The organism is Micromonospora sp. NPDC005254 (assembly GCF_042872525.1).
GTDB lineage: Bacteria > Actinomycetota > Actinomycetes > Mycobacteriales > Micromonosporaceae > Micromonospora.
The window spans coordinates 22,124-37,304 of the sequence record NZ_JBIAKM010000013.1; the positions used below are offsets into that span (position 1 = coordinate 22,124).

A 15,181-nucleotide genomic window follows, 5' to 3' on the forward strand; every position below is an offset into this window, starting at 1 on the left:
CGGTCCGGTCGGCGCGCGTGCGCGCTGACCGCCTCGTGATCGGAGACGAGCGGCGGCGGGTCAGATTACGGTTTTCTCCTCCGGTCGGCCGGGCCGGTCGGCCGGCGCGCCGGACTCGGCCTCGGCCGCGAAGGGGGTACGCAGGCGGGTCATGGACGCGGCACTGACGTCCGCGGCCGGACTGCGCTCGTCGTCGACGACCCTGCCCCCCTCGATGGTGAAGGGGTTGCGGGCGGAGGTCATATCGGGCACGAGGTGCTCCAAAAGATGTGCACGGCAGCGCTCGACTCAGTCATCGGCAGCTTCGAAGCCGTGGGAGGCGGAGGGGCGGGCCCGGCGATGGGCCATCGGTGCCCGCACCCACAGCCTAGCGGCCGGGGACGACCGGCGTGTGCTGGACCAACGCCACCGGCGGATGACCAGCGGTTTCCGCCTCAGCCGAGGCGGGGACGTGAACTGTCCGACTCACCCTGCCGGGTCGAGCCGGCACGGCTACGGTCGAAATTGCGGAAGCCGTCCCCCGACCAGGGTTCGGTGTGGTGCGAACGGACAGGACAGCCATGACGGTTCAGATCGATCTCGCCGGCAGGACCGCGCTGGTGACGGGCTCGACCCAGGGAATCGGCGCCGCCATCACGGTCGGGCTCGCCCGCGCGGGGGCCCGGGTGGCCGTGAACGGCCGTACCGCCGCCTCGGTCGAGCGCGCGGCCACGGCGCTGCGCGGCGAGGTCCCCGGCGCCGAGGTCGTCGAGGTGGACGCCGACGTGTCGACCGACGACGGTACGGCCCGCGCGCTCGACCTCCTGCCCAGCGTCGACATCCTGGTCAACAATCTCGGCGTCTTCGGCCCCACTCCGGCGCTGGAGATCTCGGACGAGGAGTGGCGTCGCTACTTCGAGGTGAACGTGCTGGCCGGCGTCCGGCTGACCCGCGCCTACCTGCCCGGGATGATGGAACGCGACTGGGGGCGGGTGCAGTACATCGCCAGTGACTCGGCGGTCGCCATCCCCGCCGAGATGATCCACTATGGCGTCTCGAAGACGGCTCTGCTCGGCGTCTCGCGCGGGTTCGCGAAGGCCGCCGCCGGCACCGGCGTGACAGTCAACTCGGTGCTGGCCGGGCCGACCCACACCGGGGGCGTGGAGGACTTCGTGGCCGAACTCGTCGGCGACAGCCTGCCGTGGGACGAGGCGCAGCGGGAGTTCATGCGGCTGCACCGGCCGCAGTCGCTGCTCCAGCGGCTCATCGAGCCCGAGGAGATCGCCAACATGGTCGTCTACCTCGCCTCTCCGCTCGCCTCCGCGACGACGGGCGCGGCGGTCCGGGTCGACGGCGGCTACGTGGACGCGATCGTCCCGTAACGGCCGGCTCAGAGCTGGACGACGTGGCCGACCCGAGGCGGCGTACGACCGGCGAGGACGTCGAGCCACGCGTGTCGCAGCGCCTCGGGACCGTTGCCGACCCGCACGTCGAGCCACCCGCTCACCGCCGGGACGAACCGCTGCCAGGCGTCGGTGAACCGCCTGTCGAGCCCGTCGCGGCCCCAGTCCCGGCTGCGCTTGCGCATCTGCACCGGCGCGAAGAAGACCTCCCCGGCGGCGTCCGCGTTCGGCGTCTGGTTGGTGAGCCCGACCGCGATGTCCCGGACGAGCCGGTCGCCGAGGTGAGCGCGCAGCGCGGTCCGGGTCGCGGGGGCTCCGGACAGGTCGAGGTACACGGTGGCGACCGCGTCGAGGGCGTCGATGTCGTCGTACGCGACGACGTCGTCATAGCAGCCGAGTGACCGTGTGAACGCGACGTTGCCGGGCGAGGTGAGCCCGACCAGTCGCGGGCCGCGACCGTGCAGTTCGGACGCGGCAGCGTACGCGGTCTTGCTCGACGCCGACGACAGAACGATCGACCGCGCGCCGTAGAAGTCGTTGTCGACGACCTGGTCGGCCAACATGAACGAGGTGAAGAACAGCGGCCGGAAGAGGATCAGCAGGTCCTCCTGCCCGGCCTGGTAGACCGGGTCTGAAGTGGTCGACCGGTACGCGTTGTACGGCGAGGGCAGCTCGGCCCGGTGCGGGCTCGCGTCGCGGAACCCGGACGCGTCGACCCGGTCCGGCCGGACCACCAGGTGGCCGGCGGGCGGCAGGTAACCGTAGACCCGTTGGCCGACCTCGACCCCGGCAACCGTCGAGGCGAGCACGTCGGCGAAGCCCCACAGCGGCGGAAGCCCCCACTGCGGCCCGAGCCCGCGGGGGCCGGGCGGAAAGAACTCCCAGTAGCGCATCGCGTCGCCGAGCACCGCGTAGGTCACGTTGTTGGCGGTGAGGCCGACGCGGTCGACGCGCAGCAGCGCCGCGCCGTCGGGCAGCGCGGGCGCCTCGGCGTCGGCGAGCGTGGTCTGGCGGAGGTCGGCACGGGCCACGGCGAAGGTCCACGAGTCAGCCATGGTGTGACGCTAGACAGCCCCGAATTCTAAAGACAAGTGCACTGGGAGTGCAAAATCCCACTCGGCGGTCAGGGCTGGGGCGCGGTGACGTGCCGCAGGTGCCCCAACGGCAGGTGCGGGGGCTGCCACTCCAGGAACAGGGCCGTGGCGTCGTCGTCGAGCTGCTCGTCCTGGTACGCGAGGACGGCGCGCACCAGGCGGCGCATCGTCTCCGGGCTGGGCAGCCCGTCGTTGAGGGCACGGTTGACGAAGTCGACGAGCCGGTCTAGCCCGAACCGCTCCCCGTCGATGCTCTTCGCGTCGGTGATGCCGTCGGTGTAGGCGAGGATGCGGTCGCCGGGGTGCAGCTCCTCCTCGTACACCTGGGGTCGTGCCTGCGACAGGTGACCCAGGCCGAGCGGCAGCGCGGTCGGCCCCGGCAGCTCCCGGATGGCCTTGCCGTCGCGCAGCAGCATGGCGCCGGGGTGCCCCGCGTTGATGATCCGGAGCCGACCGGTGCGCCGGTCCAGTTCGGCGAGCAGCGCGGTGGCGAAGTAGCTGGGGTGCTCGGAGCGCACCCACCGGTCGATGCTGATGGCCGTGTCGACGAGGTCGAGGCCGGACCGGCGGGCGTTGCGGTACGCGCTGACCGCCAGCGAGGCCAGGGTGCTCGCCTTGATGCCGTGCCCGCAGGTGTCGAAGAGCCCGAGGCTGAGCACGTCGCCGTTCAGCGCGTAGTCGAAGATGTCGCCGCCGACGTCGTAGCACGGTTCGAGGATCGCGGTGACCACCAGGTCGTCGGTCGCGAAGGTCAGCGGCGGCAGCAGCCCCCACACGATCTCGGCGGCGACCTGCATCGGCAGGCGTCGCCGCATCCGCTCGACGACATCGCCGTAGAGCCGGCGGTTCACCAGGACCTGGGCGACGTTGACCGCCAACTCCCAGGCCGGCCCGTCCAGCGCCGTGTCGGCGGCGGCCGGCGACACGACCTCCAGCACACCCAGCCGCTCGCAGCCGAGCAGCAGCGGCACCCAGAGCCGATCCGGGTTGTCGGCGGCACGCTGCACCTCGAGGGTGGTGAACGCCCGACCGGCCAGGGTCGTGTCGATCGTCAGCTCGTCCCGGGCGAGGCCGGCGCCCAGCAGGGGCACGAGACAGGACTGGTTGTAGTCGGCCAGATAGATCACGATCTCGGTGGCACCGATTGCCGGCGCGGCCCGGGTGACCAGAAGCGCCAACTCGTCCGGCCCGCCCCGGGGTGCGTTGAGCTGCAACCAACGCGCCGCGTCGCCGGCGTCGACCAAGCTCCACCTCCCGTGTCCTGACCACCGTAGAAGCCCGGCGGCGAACTGCCAACGTGCGGAGCCCGTACGAGACGAGGGACTCCCTGCAGCCGCCCGGCCCGGTGCGCCACCGAGAGGCGAATGCCGGTCAGCTGCGGCCATATTGAGCGTTAAGGGAATTTTGAGGCATTAGATGTGCAAAAGTTCAATACGTCCCATCTGCGGTTCGGAGTGCGGCTGTCAACCGCCGACTCGGCCGGCGTCCGGTGAGACGCATTCGTGAAAGGGCATATCGTGACAACCACACTATTGCGCCGACCTCGACGCGCGGTCATGTCCGCGTTGACGGCCGTCGCCGCCGGCGGAGCGGCAGTCGCCGTCCTCATCTTCAGCGGCACCGGCGCGAGCGCGGCCGAGGCGCCGGTCAACCTCGGAACGGCGGCGAACTTCTCCGTGCTGGCGGGCTCGACGGCCACCAACACCGGGCCGAGCTTCCTGGCGCAGAGCCTCGGCGTCAGCCCCGGCAACACCGCACCCGGCTTTCCGCCCGGCATCGTCGGCGGGGAGATCCACCTCGGCGACGCCGTGGCACTGCAGGCCAAGAACGATCTGACCACCGCGTACAACGACGCCGCCGGCCGGACGCCGTTCACCAACCTGCCCGCCGAGCTGGGCGGCACCACACTGACTCCGGGCGTCTACCGGATCGGCGCCGCACAGCTGACCGGGACGTTGACGCTCAACAGTCAGAACGACCCGGCGGCGGTGTTCATCTTCCAGATCGACTCCACCCTCATCACCGCCTCGAACAGCAGCGTGGTGTTCATCAACGGCGCCTCGCCCTGCAACGTCTACTGGCAGGTGGGCAGCTCGGCCACGATCGGCACCGGCACCCGCTTCATGGGCAACATCCTGGCCCAGACCTCGATCACCATGAACACCGGCGCCACCCTCCAGGGCCGCGCCCTGGCACAGACCGGGGCGGTCACCCTCGACACCAACACCATCAACGCACCCGTCTGCCTTCAGCCGACGGGAACCCCCACGTCGACCCCGACCGGGACACCGACCGGCACGCCCACCAGCACCCCGACCGGGACGCCAACCGGCACGCCAACCGGGACCCCGACCGGCACGCCGACCGGCACCCCGACCGGGCAGCCCACCGGGACACCGACCGGGCAGCCCACGGGCACCCCGACCGGCCAGCCAACGCTGGTCCCCACCCGCACCGAGTTGCCCGTCACCGGCGGTAGGGGCGGCGGCGGCCTGCTGCCCGCCCTGACCGCGGTCGGCAGCATCGCCGTCGCCAGCGGCGCAGCCCTGCTGCTCCTTCTGCGCCGACGCCGACAGCTCGAGTCCTGAACAGGTGCCCCGGCGGCCGGTTGACCGGCCGCCGGGGCCACCCCCCAGGCGCACCATTGCAGCGCGTCTAGCTGCCCAATCTCATACTTTCGGCTAGTCATTGCTCGCACTTTCAGGTAACGTGCACACCGCACCTGAAACGACATGACGCGGCGGCGAGGCCCGTGGTTGTGGTCCTGTCGACAGCGCATCGGATTCTCTCCGGTCGTCCTGGTCGACGGGCAGACACGGAGAGGACCAGCCCATGCTCACGACTGTCGAACCCACGGTCGGCACCGCTGTCAGCCGACGGAACGCCGCCGGCACGGACGAACTGATCGTCGAGCTGGCCACCACCGCGGCCGACGACCCGCGCCGACCGGCCCTGCGGGACCGCGCCATCGAGGCGTGGTTGCCGCTCGCCCGCCATCTGGCCCGGCGCTACTCGGGTCGCGGCGCCCCCGACGAGGACCTGACGCAGACCGCGATGGTCGGCCTCATCAAGGCCGTCGACCACTTCGACGCGACCCGGGGCGTCGACTTCAGCGGGTACGCCATCCCGACCATCGTCGGCGAGATCAAGCGATACTTCCGGGATCGCACCTGGTCGGTGCGGGTGCCGCGCCGCCTTCAGGAACTCCGGCTCTCGATCAGCGCCGCCAACAGCACGCTGACGCACACCCTGGGCCGCTCGCCGACGGTTGCCGACATCGCGAGCTACCTCGACGTCTCCGAGGAGACCGTGCTGGAAGGGCTGGAGGGAGCCCGGGCGTACCGGGCGACCTCACTGTCCACACCCACCGGCATCGACGGAAGCATGGAACTCGGCGACACCCTCGGGGAGCGGGACCACGAGTTCGACCTCGTCGACCTCCGCGTCGCCCTCGGCCCGGCGCTCGCCACGCTGCCCGAACGCGAACGCCGGATCCTCAGCCTGCGGTTCCACGGCAACCTGACCCAGGCCCAGATCGCCGAGCAGATCGGCGTCTCCCAGATGCACGTCTCCCGGCTGATCACGCGATCGTTGGCCACGCTGCGCGGCCACCTCTCCGAGGACTTCGCCTGATTCCACCCGACCGCCGCAGCGGATCACCTCGACCCGCCCGGGCCAGGGCGACCGGCCCGAGCGGCACCGCCCCTACGAGGCCGGCGCGTCGGCCAGGTCGGCGGGGTCGAGATTCAGGGTGGCGAGCAGCCCGGAGTGCTTGGCCGGGTCGACCCGCTCCGGCAGCTCACGCTCGACCCAGTCGGCCCTGGCCTGCTGACCCCGATCGCGTAGCGCGCTGACGATCCGGTGCCTGGCGATCCTCATCTGGTGCTCCCCTGATTGAGCCGCCCGAATTACGGGTGGACGGCGGTGCGAAAGCGCGGGTGGGATGCCGAGCGCTGTGCGGTGAAATCCGAACGGCGGGGACGTGGCTGGCGACAACGGCCAGCACGCCGCGGCGACGGGTGACGGCGATCGGTAATGCCCTGGCGGGCTGGTGGCGGCGACATCCTGCGGCCACCGGGGGCCCCGGGCGACATACCCAGCCTACGCCCCGGCCAGTGCGGCTGCACGCGCACGGCATCCGGGCCCCGGCACGCTGGCTGGTCAGGGCTCCAGCACGACCTTGCCCGGCCGGCTGCGGGCCTCGGCGAAGACCAGCGCGGCGGAGACCTCGGTGAGCGGGTAACGGGCGGCGATCTGCGGCACGATCACGCCCTGGCGGAGCAGGTCGAGCACGATGCCGAGGTCGGTACGCAGCCGACGCCGGAACGCGGCGGCGCGGGTGCGGCGGCCGGACCAGAAGTTGTAGAACCCGACCCGGTGACCGTTCGGCAGGGCGTTCCAGGTGTAGAGGCGGGCCAGCAGCTTCACGAAGACCCAGACGATCGAGCGGGCGGAGCCCAGGGCGGAGGCGTTGCCGTAGACGACCAGCTTGCCGCCGGGGGCGAGCAGCCGGTACGACGTGCGTACGCCCGGGCCGGCGACCGGGTCGAAGACGGCGTCGACGCCGCCGGGAGAAAGCGCGCGGACCCGCGCGGCCAGGTCGGGGTCGCGGTAGTCCAGCGGTTCGACGCCGAGTTCCCGCAGCGCCGCGTGGTGTCGCGGGGCGGCGGTGCCGATGACCCGCAGCCCGAGGTGGCGTCCGAGTTGAACGAGCACGGTCCCGACGCCGCCGTTCGCGCCGTGCACGAGGATCGTCTGACCGGCCCGCAGGCGGGCGCCGTGCAGCATCTGCCAGGCGGTCACCCCGTTGACGACGACGGTCTCGGCCGCGGCCGGGTCCAGGCCCGGCGGGACCGGGGTGAGGTCGTCGACGCTCACCACTGCGTGCGTGGTCCAGGCGCCGGTCTTGGTGACCGCTGCGACCCGGGTGCCGACCAGCGAGCCGTCGCCTCCCGGTCCCACCGCCCGGACGGTGCCGACGAGATCGTAGCCGGGCACGAACGGGAAGGCCGGCTGGCCGGGGTAGAGGTCGCGGCGCATGCTCTGCTCGGCGTACGAGATGCCGGTGGCCTCGACCTCGACGAGCGCCTGGCCCGCGGCGGGAACGGGCATGGCGCGTCGGTTGACCTGGAGCCCGTCCGGCTCCACCACGCCGGGCAGCACCACTTCGGTGATCATCTCGTCGGTTGTCATCGCGTTCTCCCTGTTTGTAAGTGTGCACTCACACACATGTTGGGTGGAAAAAGTGGGCCGCCAGGAAGCGGCCCGGTGGTGCGGTCGTCGGGATCAGGGGTGGCGGATGCCTGCGGTCAGCGCACGAGCCCACGGCTCGGGCACCTGCTCCAGGCCGGCGGTCACGATCAGGTGGCAGAGCTGGCCGTACGCGAAGAACTGCTGGACCTGCGCGTCGCTGGCGCCGGACCGACTCCCCACGAAGGTGGCGACCTGCCGGTAGCCGGCGCGCACCGCCTCGGCGATCTCGGGGACGTCCGTGACGGCCTGCGCCTGCACCTGAAACAGTCCGGGACAACCTCCAACACCTCGGTCTGGACGTCCTCGACGTGGTCAACCTGCGGGTGGGCGTGGCGGAGGGCACCGGCGACGATCCCCTGTCCGAGCAGTTCGGCGCCCTCGCCGAGTTGCGGCAGGAGGGGCTGATCCGGCACCTCGGGCTCAGCAACGTCACGCTCGACCAGCTCACCGAGGCCCAGGCCATCGCCCCGGTGGTCACGGTGCAGAACCTCTACAACCTCGCCAACCGGCAGGACGACGCCCTGGTGGACCGGTGCGCGGCGGAGAACATCGCGTTCGCGGCGTTCTTCCCGCTCGGCGGATTCACGCCGTTGCAGTCCGACATCCTCAACGCCGTGGGCGCCTCGCCACAGCAGGTCGCCCTGGCCTGGCTGCTGCAGCGCTCCCCCACCACCGTGCTGATTCCGGGCACGTCGACGCTGGCACACCTGCGGGAGAACCTCGCCGCGGCCGATCTGACGCTGCCGGCCGACGCGATCGCGGAACTCGACACCATCGGCGGGTGACGCCGGACGCGGACCGTCGTGCGGCGGTCCGCGTCACCCGCCCGCCTCGCTCAGGCCCGCCCCCGCCGCCCGGTCCAGATGAGTGAGGAACCGCCGCACCGCCGGTGGTCGGCTCCGCCCGGCGACTGTCGCGGCGAAGATCCGCCGGACGGAGGCGTCGTCGGGGTGCAGGCGGAGCAGGGTCAGGTCGGATGGAGCGGCGCGTACGGCCAGGGCCGGCACCAGCGCGACGCCGAGACCGGCCGCGACACAACCCAGCTTGCCGGTCCACTCGGCCGCGACAATGTCGATCCGCGGGCGAAAACCCGCCGGCAGGGTCGCTCGCAGCAGAGTCTCCTCGGCGGTCGCCGAGCCGGCGATGAACGACTCGTCGGCCAGGTCGCGCAGGCGGATGGTCCGCCGGTGGGCGAGCCGATGCGCCCGCGGTACGGCCACCAGAAGCGTCTCGTCGACGAGGTGGTGCAGGTCGAACTGGTCGCGGTCGAGCGGCTGGTCCGACGCGGCGCTCACCACGGCGACGTCGGCTTCACCGTCGACCAAACGCTCCAGCAGCTTCGGCGTGAGCCCTACGACAAGCGACAGGGCCACCTCGGGATGGTCGGACTTGAAGCTGGCCAGAGCACGTGGCACAAGCGCGGCGACCGCCGTGGGGAACGCGCCGACCCGCAACCGCCCGGCGGACAGGTCGCGCAGCGCCGCCAGGTCCCGCCGGGCGGTGTCCAGCCGGTCGAGCACCGCCTCGGCGTGGCCGAGCAGGCAACGGCCCTGCTCGGTCAGGGCGACACCGCGCGGCAGCCGGTCCAGCAACGGCGACCCGGTCTCGGCTTCCAGCGCGGCGATCTGTCGGGACACCGCCGACTGGGTGTAGCGCAGGCTGCGGGCCGCAGCCGTGATGGAGCCGTGCTCGGCGACGGCACGAAAGACCTGGAGCGCGTTCAGCTGCATCGTGACATGCTCCCGCAGCATGGCAGCGATGCATAAGAGTCGTTGGTGGCATGGCTTCCCGTCCCCTAGCCTTGCCGACATGTTCGAGATCGCTCTGTTGGGTACGGGCACGATGGGCACCGCGATCGGCCGTCGACTGCTGGCCACCGGGCATCGGCTCACCGTCTGGAATCGCACGTCCGAACGCACGGTGCCGCTCGTCGACGCCGGAGCGCGAGTCGCCGGCAGCCCAGCCGAGGCGGTCCGCGACGCCGACGTGGTGATCACCATGCTCACCGACGCGGTCGCCGTTCGGCACACGTTGGTCGACTCGGGTGCGGCACTGGCGCTGCGGCCGGGCACCCCCGTGATCGAGATGTCCACCATCGGTCCCCGGGCCGTGGCCGAACTGGCCACGCTGCTGCCGGCGGGAGTACCACTGGTCGACGCCCCGGTCGCCGGCAGTGCCGGCGCTGCCGAGACGGGCCAGCTCGTGGTGTTGGCCGGCGGGGAGAAGACGATCGTCGACCGGGTCGCCCCGCTGCTGGAGACGCTGGGTACGGTCCGCCGCTGCGGCGACTCCGGTCGGGGCGCCGCGTTGAAGCTGGTGCTCAACACCGCGCTGATCACCGCGGTCACCGCGGTCGCGGACGCCCTCGCCGTCGCGGACGCCGTCGGCGTCGACCGACGTACCGCGATCGATGCACTTGGCACCGGGCCGCTCGGCGGCGCGATCGCCCGGGCGACCACCACGGACGCCGCGTTCGCCGCCGCCCTGGCCGCCAAGGACGCCCGGCTCGCCCTCGACGTGCTCGGCGACGCGCCGGCGCCCCTGCTGCGCGCCGCCGCGTCGGCGTTGGCGGCCGCGCCCCATCCCGAGGGCGACATCGCCCGTCTCGCTGACAGCGCCGAACCCGAGAAGCAGAAGTGAACCTGACCCTGGACAATCCGACGACCGTCGCCGCGCCGTTCGGCGACCGGTTCGCGCACGTCGCCCGCCTCGACCTGCCAGGGGGCGCGTTGCTGATGCTCTCCGGTCAGGTTGGTGTGGACGACGCCGGCGCGGTGGTCGCACCCGGCGACGTGCGAACGCAGTCAGAACGGATCTTCGAGTTGATCGGAGCGCTGCTCGCGGCGCACGGCGCCACCTTCGCCGACGTGCTGCACGTCCGGACGTTCCTGACCGACCTCGGCGACCTGGCCGGCTATGCCGACGTCCGCAACCGCCACTTCGGGCAGACCAGGCCCGCCAGCACCACAGTCGAGGTGAGCCGGCTCTTTCTCGACGGCGCGGTGCTGGAGGTCGAGGTCACCGCGGCCGTGACCACGGGTTGACCGCGATCGGCTGATTTCAATGGTGATCGGCGCAGTCGGCGCTCCGGCCTCAGTGCTGGTGGGGGCGGTGCTGGCTTGCTTTTGCAGAAGTCAGCAGTGCCCCAGTGAATCACCTGGCTAGCTTCGGCGCAAGCCAGGTAGACTGGGCGGCATGGAGGACCTACGGGACAACCGCGAATCCTGGTCGATGGAGAACTGCTCCGTCGCCCGGGCGATGGACATCGTGGGCAGCCGTTCGACGATCCTGATCATGCGCGAGGCGCTGCTCGGCACGCGCCGTTTCGACGACTTCGTCCGCCGGGTCGGAATCGGCGAGCCCGCCATGGCGGCCCGCCTCAAGGAGATGGTCGCCGCCGGGCTGCTCGAACGGATCCCGTACCGGGAGCCGGGACAGCGCACCCGCCACGAGTACCACCTCACCCGCAAGGGTCACGAACTGCTGCCGGTCATCACCGCGCTGCGCAACTGGGGCGACACCTGGAGCGCCGACGAAGCCGGCCCTGGCATCCTCGCCACCCACCACGACTGCGGCGAACCGGTCCGTGCGGTGCTCCGTTGCGCAGCCGGGCACGACATCGAGAGCGGCGACATCGACATCACCGCCGGGCCAGGGCTGATCCGCCGCGACTGACGCCCCCGGCCAGGCGACCGACACCTGGGGGCCGGCGACGTGCCGGTCAGTCGACCCGCTGGGCCAGCACCTGCCCCGGCCAGGCTCCCGCGCGGAAGGTCTCGGTGCGGGTGAACCCGTGGCGTTCGTAGAAGGCCACCAACTCGCCGCCGCCGCCCGCCCAGCAGTCGACCCGGAGCAACCGCACGCCGGCGCGCCGGGTTTCCTGCACGGCGTGCGCCAGCAGGGCCGAACCGAGGTGTCGACCGGCGAATCGTCGGTCGGAGACCAGGAGCCGGCAGTACCGCTCGGGCTCTTCCGCGGGACTGACCGGTGTCTGCGGATGAGGCCCGGAGTCCAACACCAGGGTGCCGGCTGGCGTTCCGTCCAGTTCCGCGATGTACGGAAGGTTCTCGGTCAGGTATCGATCGACCAGCTCGACCCCGCCGCGCTTCTCCGAGAACGGTGTCGTGCCCCACTGCTCGGTGTTGCCCCGCGCGTTCATCCAGGTCACCGCCGAGTCGAGCATGGTCAGTACATCGGCTGCGTCAGCCGGGCCACCGCGTCTGATCCGTATGCCGCGAGTGGTGTCCTCCATGGCGGAACTGTAATCGTGGGGGTGGCCGCCGGCGGTCGCCGCCCGGGGCGACTGGGAGGGTCTGCCCGACCGGGCTGAGTTGGCGCTGCTCGACCACGGCCCCGGCGGTACGGTCCGCTGACGATCCTTTTAAGGAGCACGATGGAGCTGACCGAGCCGACCGTCTGGAGCACCGACCGGCTGGAGTTGGGTGAGGGCCTGCGCTGGGTCGACGACCGGCTGGTCCTGGTCGACCTGCTCGCCGGGCGACTGTTGGAGACCGACGGCGACGCCCCGACCCCGCTGCGGGAGCTGCGCCGCCTGGACGTGCCGCTCGGCGCGGTCGCCCCGGTGGTCGACCGACCGGGCGAATGGCTGGCCGCCGCCGGGGCCGGCGTCACCCTGCTCCCCGTCACCGGCGATCCCCGACCGGTCGCCGAGCTGGTCGACGACGCGCCCGAGCCGACCCGGATGAACGACGCGGTCGCCGACCCGCACGGCCGCTTCTGGGCCGGCAGCATGACGTACGCGATGGCGCCGGGCGGCGGCACGTTGTTCCGCCTCGCCCCGGGCGCCGAGCCGGTCCCCGCGGTGACCGGGCTGACCATCCCGAACGGGCCGGCGTTCGACGCGACCGGCACCACCATGTATCTGGCCGACACGCCCCGCGGCGAGATCGACCGGTTCACCGTCGACCCCGCCACCGGTGCCCTGCACGGGCGGGAGCCGTTCCTGCGGCTGTCCCCCGCCGACGGCGGCCCGGACGGCATGACGCTCGACGCGGCCGGCCACCTCTGGATCGCGCTGTGGGGCGGCTCCGCGGTACGCCGCTACCGGCCCGACGGCACCCTCGACCGGGAGATCCGACTGCCGGCCAAGCAGCCGGCCGGCATCTGCCTGGGCGGCCCCGACCTGCGGCGACTCTTCATCGGCACCGCCCGGGTGGGGCTGGACGCGGCGGGCCCGCAGGACGGCGCGCTGCTCGCGGTGGACGTCCCGGTGCCCGGTCTGCCCGCCGCGAGGGCCGGCGCACCGGTGAGCTGATCGGAGGCATGTCGGACGCCCGGGCGGGAACAACCGCACCCGAGTGCGGTGACAGCCGACAGGTGGGGAGCGAGCCGATGAGCACCGTGGGGTGGACGTCATGAACGGGCCGGTCGGCGACGAGCCGCTTGGCGAGCTGGAGCTGGTACACACGTTCACCGGGCCGATGCCGACCGGGGTGAGCGTCTCGCACCGGGGCCGGATCTTCGTCAACTTCCCCAAGTGGGGTGACGAGGTGCCGGCCACCGTCGTCGAGGTGCGCGACGGTCGGGAGGTGCCCTACCCCGACCAGGCGTGGAACGACCCGTCCGGCGACGACGACGCGGGCGCGTTCGTGTCGGTGCAGAGCATCGTGGTGGACCCGGTCGACCGGCTCTGGGTGCTGGACACCGGCAGCCCGATGTTCCAGCCCACGAAGCCGGGCGGCCCGAAGCTGGTCCGGGTCGACCTGGACACCGACACGGTCGCCCAGGTGATCACCTTTCCGGCGGACGTGGCGCTGCCGACGACGTACCTCAACGACATCCGTTTCGACCTGCGGCGGGGCGAGTCGGGGGTCGCGTACATCACCGACTCCGCGTTCGCCGGGCCGAACGGGATCATCGTGGTGGACCTGGCCAGCGGGGCCTCCTGGCGGCGGCTGCACGACCACCCGTCCACCAAGGCGGAGCCACTGACGTCGTTCCGTCCGGTGGTCGAGGGCCGGCCGTTCCTGGAACGGCCGGCCGACGGGCCGCCGAAGCCGGTGGGCATGGGCTCCGACGGCATCGCCATCTCCGCCGACGGCACCCGGCTCTACTACTGCCCGCTGGCGTCCCGACGCCTGCACAGCGTCTCCACCGAGGCGCTGGCCGACCCGTCGGCCACCCAGGAGGCGGTCGCCGCGACCGTGGTCGACGAGGGCGACAAGGGCACCGCCTCGGACGGGTTGGAGAGCGACGACGCCGGGCGGCTCTACCTCACCGCGTACGAGCACAACGCGGTGCTGCGTCGACTGCCGGACGGCGAGTACGAGACGCTGGTGCACGACCCGCGGCTGCTCTGGCCGGACACCATGTCGGTGGCCGCCGACGGGCACCTCTACGTGACCGCCAACCAACTGCACCGGCAGCCGCGGTACCAGCGGGGCCAGGACCTGCGACGCAAGCCGTACGCGCTGTTCCGCACCCGCATCGACGCCGGCCCGGTGCTGCTGCGCCGCGGGTAGGCATGCCCACCCGGGCGGCGGGTAGGCCGCGTCAGCTCGTCGGGAGGGTACGGTCCAGCAGGTCGAACAGGGCCGCCCAGTGCCGCTCGGTGGCCTGCTCGTCGTACGCCGGGGTGTCGGCCATGGTGTAGCCGTGGTGCGCGCCCGCGTACACCTCGGAGCGGTAGCGCACCCCGGCGGCGTCGAGCGCCTTCTCCAGCGTGGCGATCTGCTCGGGCGTCATGGACTGGTCGGCGTCGGCGTGGCCGAAGTACACCTCGCCGGTGATCGAGCCGACGCCCAGGTGTGGGCTGTCCGGCGCGTCGGTGACGATCCGCCCGCCGTGGAAGCTCGCCATCGCGGTGATCCGGTCCGGGTGCGCCTCGATGGCCCGGAGCGCGTTGGTGCCGCCCATGCAGTAGCCGGTGATGGCGACCGGGCCCGGCCGGACGTCGTCGCGGGCGGCCAGGTAGTCGAGGTACGCGGCGCTGTCCCGGCTGATCACGTCGGGGGTCAACGCGCCGACCAGCGGCATGATCTTCTCGAAGAGCGCGCCGCGCTGGTCGGCCTCACCGAGTCGGGACAGGTTGAACAGCGGCGCCCGGCCGGCCCGGTAGAACAGGTGCGGCGTCAGCACCAGGTAGCCGCGTTCGGCGATCCGCTCCGCCATCTCCACGAGGCGGGGCCGAGGCCCGAAGGCGTCCATGAACAGCAGCACCGCCGGAAACGGGCCGTCCCCGTCCGGGCGGGTGAGGCTTGCGTCCGCGATCCCATCGCCGGTCGGGATGTCCACCGTCGTCGTCTGCACCGAGCCTCCTCGTACGCCGATCTTGGTCCGTCTGGCACGTTACTCGCCGCGCCGGCGTGCCCGACACCGGTCCTCCAGGCCGGGACCGGCACTCCAGGCCGGGACACCGCGTGAACGGCGCGTCAAGAATCGGCGCTGGCCCGTCGAAACGGCGTATCGACGGGCGCTGGGCGGCCGACGGGC

General features: G+C 72.0%; 18 protein-coding genes. 9 read left to right on the top strand and 9 right to left on the bottom strand.

Annotated features, from left to right (window positions below):
- Positions 1-60: 60 nt before the first annotated feature.
- Positions 61-243: a hypothetical protein gene (locus ACFYPR_RS30310; protein ID WP_354855611.1), complete on the bottom strand. Its 183-nt coding sequence runs from the start codon at positions 241-243 to the stop codon at positions 61-63.
- A gap of 317 nt (positions 244-560) precedes the next feature.
- Between ACFYPR_RS30310 and ACFYPR_RS30315 the strand changes: the two genes are divergently transcribed.
- Positions 561-1,361: an SDR family oxidoreductase gene (locus ACFYPR_RS30315; protein WP_363937747.1), complete on the top strand. Its 801-nt coding sequence runs from the start codon at positions 561-563 to the stop codon at positions 1,359-1,361.
- An 8-nt stretch (positions 1,362-1,369) separates the two neighbouring features.
- On the opposite strand, the gene ACFYPR_RS30320 is transcribed toward ACFYPR_RS30315, so the two are convergent.
- Together ACFYPR_RS30320 and ACFYPR_RS30325 are read right to left on the bottom strand one after the other, a co-directional pair.
- The gene (locus tag ACFYPR_RS30320; protein ID WP_355066620.1) at positions 1,370-2,437 is read right to left on the bottom strand and encodes a DUF2855 family protein; all 1,068 of its coding nucleotides are present in this window, start codon (positions 2,435-2,437) and stop codon (positions 1,370-1,372) included.
- A gap of 68 nt (positions 2,438-2,505) precedes the next feature.
- Positions 2,506-3,720 carry a PP2C family protein-serine/threonine phosphatase gene (locus ACFYPR_RS30325; protein WP_354855594.1) on the bottom strand — a complete coding sequence of 405 codons (1,215 nt, stop codon included), beginning with the start codon at positions 3,718-3,720 and terminating at the stop codon, positions 2,506-2,508.
- 273 nt (positions 3,721-3,993) lie between these two features.
- Between ACFYPR_RS30325 and ACFYPR_RS30330 the strand changes: the two genes are divergently transcribed.
- The gene (locus ACFYPR_RS30330) at positions 3,994-5,064 is read left to right on the top strand and encodes an ice-binding family protein (RefSeq protein ID WP_355134542.1); all 1,071 of its coding nucleotides are present in this window, start codon (positions 3,994-3,996) and stop codon (positions 5,062-5,064) included.
- Between the two features lie 244 nt (positions 5,065-5,308).
- Entirely contained in the window at positions 5,309-6,109 is an 801-nt protein-coding gene (locus ACFYPR_RS30335; RefSeq protein WP_354855592.1) for an RNA polymerase sigma factor SigF, read from the top strand.
- 72 nt (positions 6,110-6,181) lie between these two features.
- Here the strand turns inward: ACFYPR_RS30335 and ACFYPR_RS30340 are convergent, their stop codons facing one another.
- From ACFYPR_RS30340 to ACFYPR_RS30350, 3 genes are all read right to left on the bottom strand, one after another.
- Positions 6,182-6,355 (bottom strand): hypothetical protein, encoded by a 174-nt coding sequence (locus tag ACFYPR_RS30340; protein ID WP_354855591.1) that lies wholly within the window; start codon positions 6,353-6,355, stop codon positions 6,182-6,184.
- Between the two features lie 282 nt (positions 6,356-6,637).
- A complete protein-coding gene (locus ACFYPR_RS30345) occupies positions 6,638-7,669 on the bottom strand; it encodes a medium chain dehydrogenase/reductase family protein (protein ID WP_387263944.1) in 1,032 nt (343 codons plus the stop codon).
- Between the two features lie 93 nt (positions 7,670-7,762).
- Positions 7,763-7,987 carry a hypothetical protein gene (locus tag ACFYPR_RS30350; protein ID WP_355066623.1) on the bottom strand — a complete coding sequence of 75 codons (225 nt, stop codon included), beginning with the start codon at positions 7,985-7,987 and terminating at the stop codon, positions 7,763-7,765.
- 50 nt (positions 7,988-8,037) lie between these two features.
- Between ACFYPR_RS30350 and ACFYPR_RS30355 the strand changes: the two genes are divergently transcribed.
- Positions 8,038-8,514 carry an aldo/keto reductase gene (locus ACFYPR_RS30355; protein ID WP_363937830.1) on the top strand — a complete coding sequence of 159 codons (477 nt, stop codon included), beginning with the start codon at positions 8,038-8,040 and terminating at the stop codon, positions 8,512-8,514.
- A gap of 33 nt (positions 8,515-8,547) precedes the next feature.
- Here the strand turns inward: ACFYPR_RS30355 and ACFYPR_RS30360 are convergent, their stop codons facing one another.
- Positions 8,548-9,459 carry a LysR family transcriptional regulator gene (locus ACFYPR_RS30360; RefSeq protein WP_387263948.1) on the bottom strand — a complete coding sequence of 304 codons (912 nt, stop codon included), beginning with the start codon at positions 9,457-9,459 and terminating at the stop codon, positions 8,548-8,550.
- A gap of 28 nt (positions 9,460-9,487) precedes the next feature.
- Here ACFYPR_RS30360 and ACFYPR_RS30365 point away from each other — a divergent pair, with 28 nt between their 5' ends.
- From ACFYPR_RS30365 to ACFYPR_RS30375, 3 genes are all read left to right on the top strand, one after another.
- A complete protein-coding gene (locus ACFYPR_RS30365; RefSeq protein WP_355066677.1) occupies positions 9,488-10,369 on the top strand; it encodes an NAD(P)-dependent oxidoreductase in 882 nt (293 codons plus the stop codon).
- A complete protein-coding gene (locus ACFYPR_RS30370) occupies positions 10,366-10,773 on the top strand; it encodes a RidA family protein (RefSeq protein WP_354855585.1) in 408 nt (135 codons plus the stop codon). Before ACFYPR_RS30365 ends, ACFYPR_RS30370 begins: the two co-directional genes overlap by 4 nt.
- A 151-nt stretch (positions 10,774-10,924) precedes the next feature.
- Complete coding sequence (locus tag ACFYPR_RS30375; protein WP_354855584.1) at positions 10,925-11,404, top strand: helix-turn-helix domain-containing protein; 480 nt, start codon at positions 10,925-10,927, stop codon at positions 11,402-11,404.
- 46 nt (positions 11,405-11,450) lie between these two features.
- Here ACFYPR_RS30375 and ACFYPR_RS30380 read toward each other — a convergent pair whose 3' ends face one another.
- Complete coding sequence (locus ACFYPR_RS30380; protein ID WP_387263950.1) at positions 11,451-11,981, bottom strand: GNAT family N-acetyltransferase; 531 nt, start codon at positions 11,979-11,981, stop codon at positions 11,451-11,453.
- 141 nt (positions 11,982-12,122) lie between these two features.
- Here ACFYPR_RS30380 and ACFYPR_RS30385 point away from each other — a divergent pair, with 141 nt between their 5' ends.
- Together ACFYPR_RS30385 and ACFYPR_RS30390 are read left to right on the top strand one after the other, a co-directional pair.
- Positions 12,123-13,004, top strand: a complete 882-nt coding sequence (locus tag ACFYPR_RS30385; RefSeq protein WP_387263953.1) for an SMP-30/gluconolactonase/LRE family protein — start codon at positions 12,123-12,125, stop codon at positions 13,002-13,004.
- 100 nt (positions 13,005-13,104) lie between these two features.
- A complete protein-coding gene (locus tag ACFYPR_RS30390; protein ID WP_355134526.1) occupies positions 13,105-14,211 on the top strand; it encodes an L-dopachrome tautomerase-related protein in 1,107 nt (368 codons plus the stop codon).
- 31 nt (positions 14,212-14,242) lie between these two features.
- Here the strand turns inward: ACFYPR_RS30390 and ACFYPR_RS30395 are convergent, their stop codons facing one another.
- A complete protein-coding gene (locus ACFYPR_RS30395; RefSeq protein ID WP_387263955.1) occupies positions 14,243-14,998 on the bottom strand; it encodes a dienelactone hydrolase family protein in 756 nt (251 codons plus the stop codon).
- Positions 14,999-15,181 lie beyond the last annotated feature (183 nt).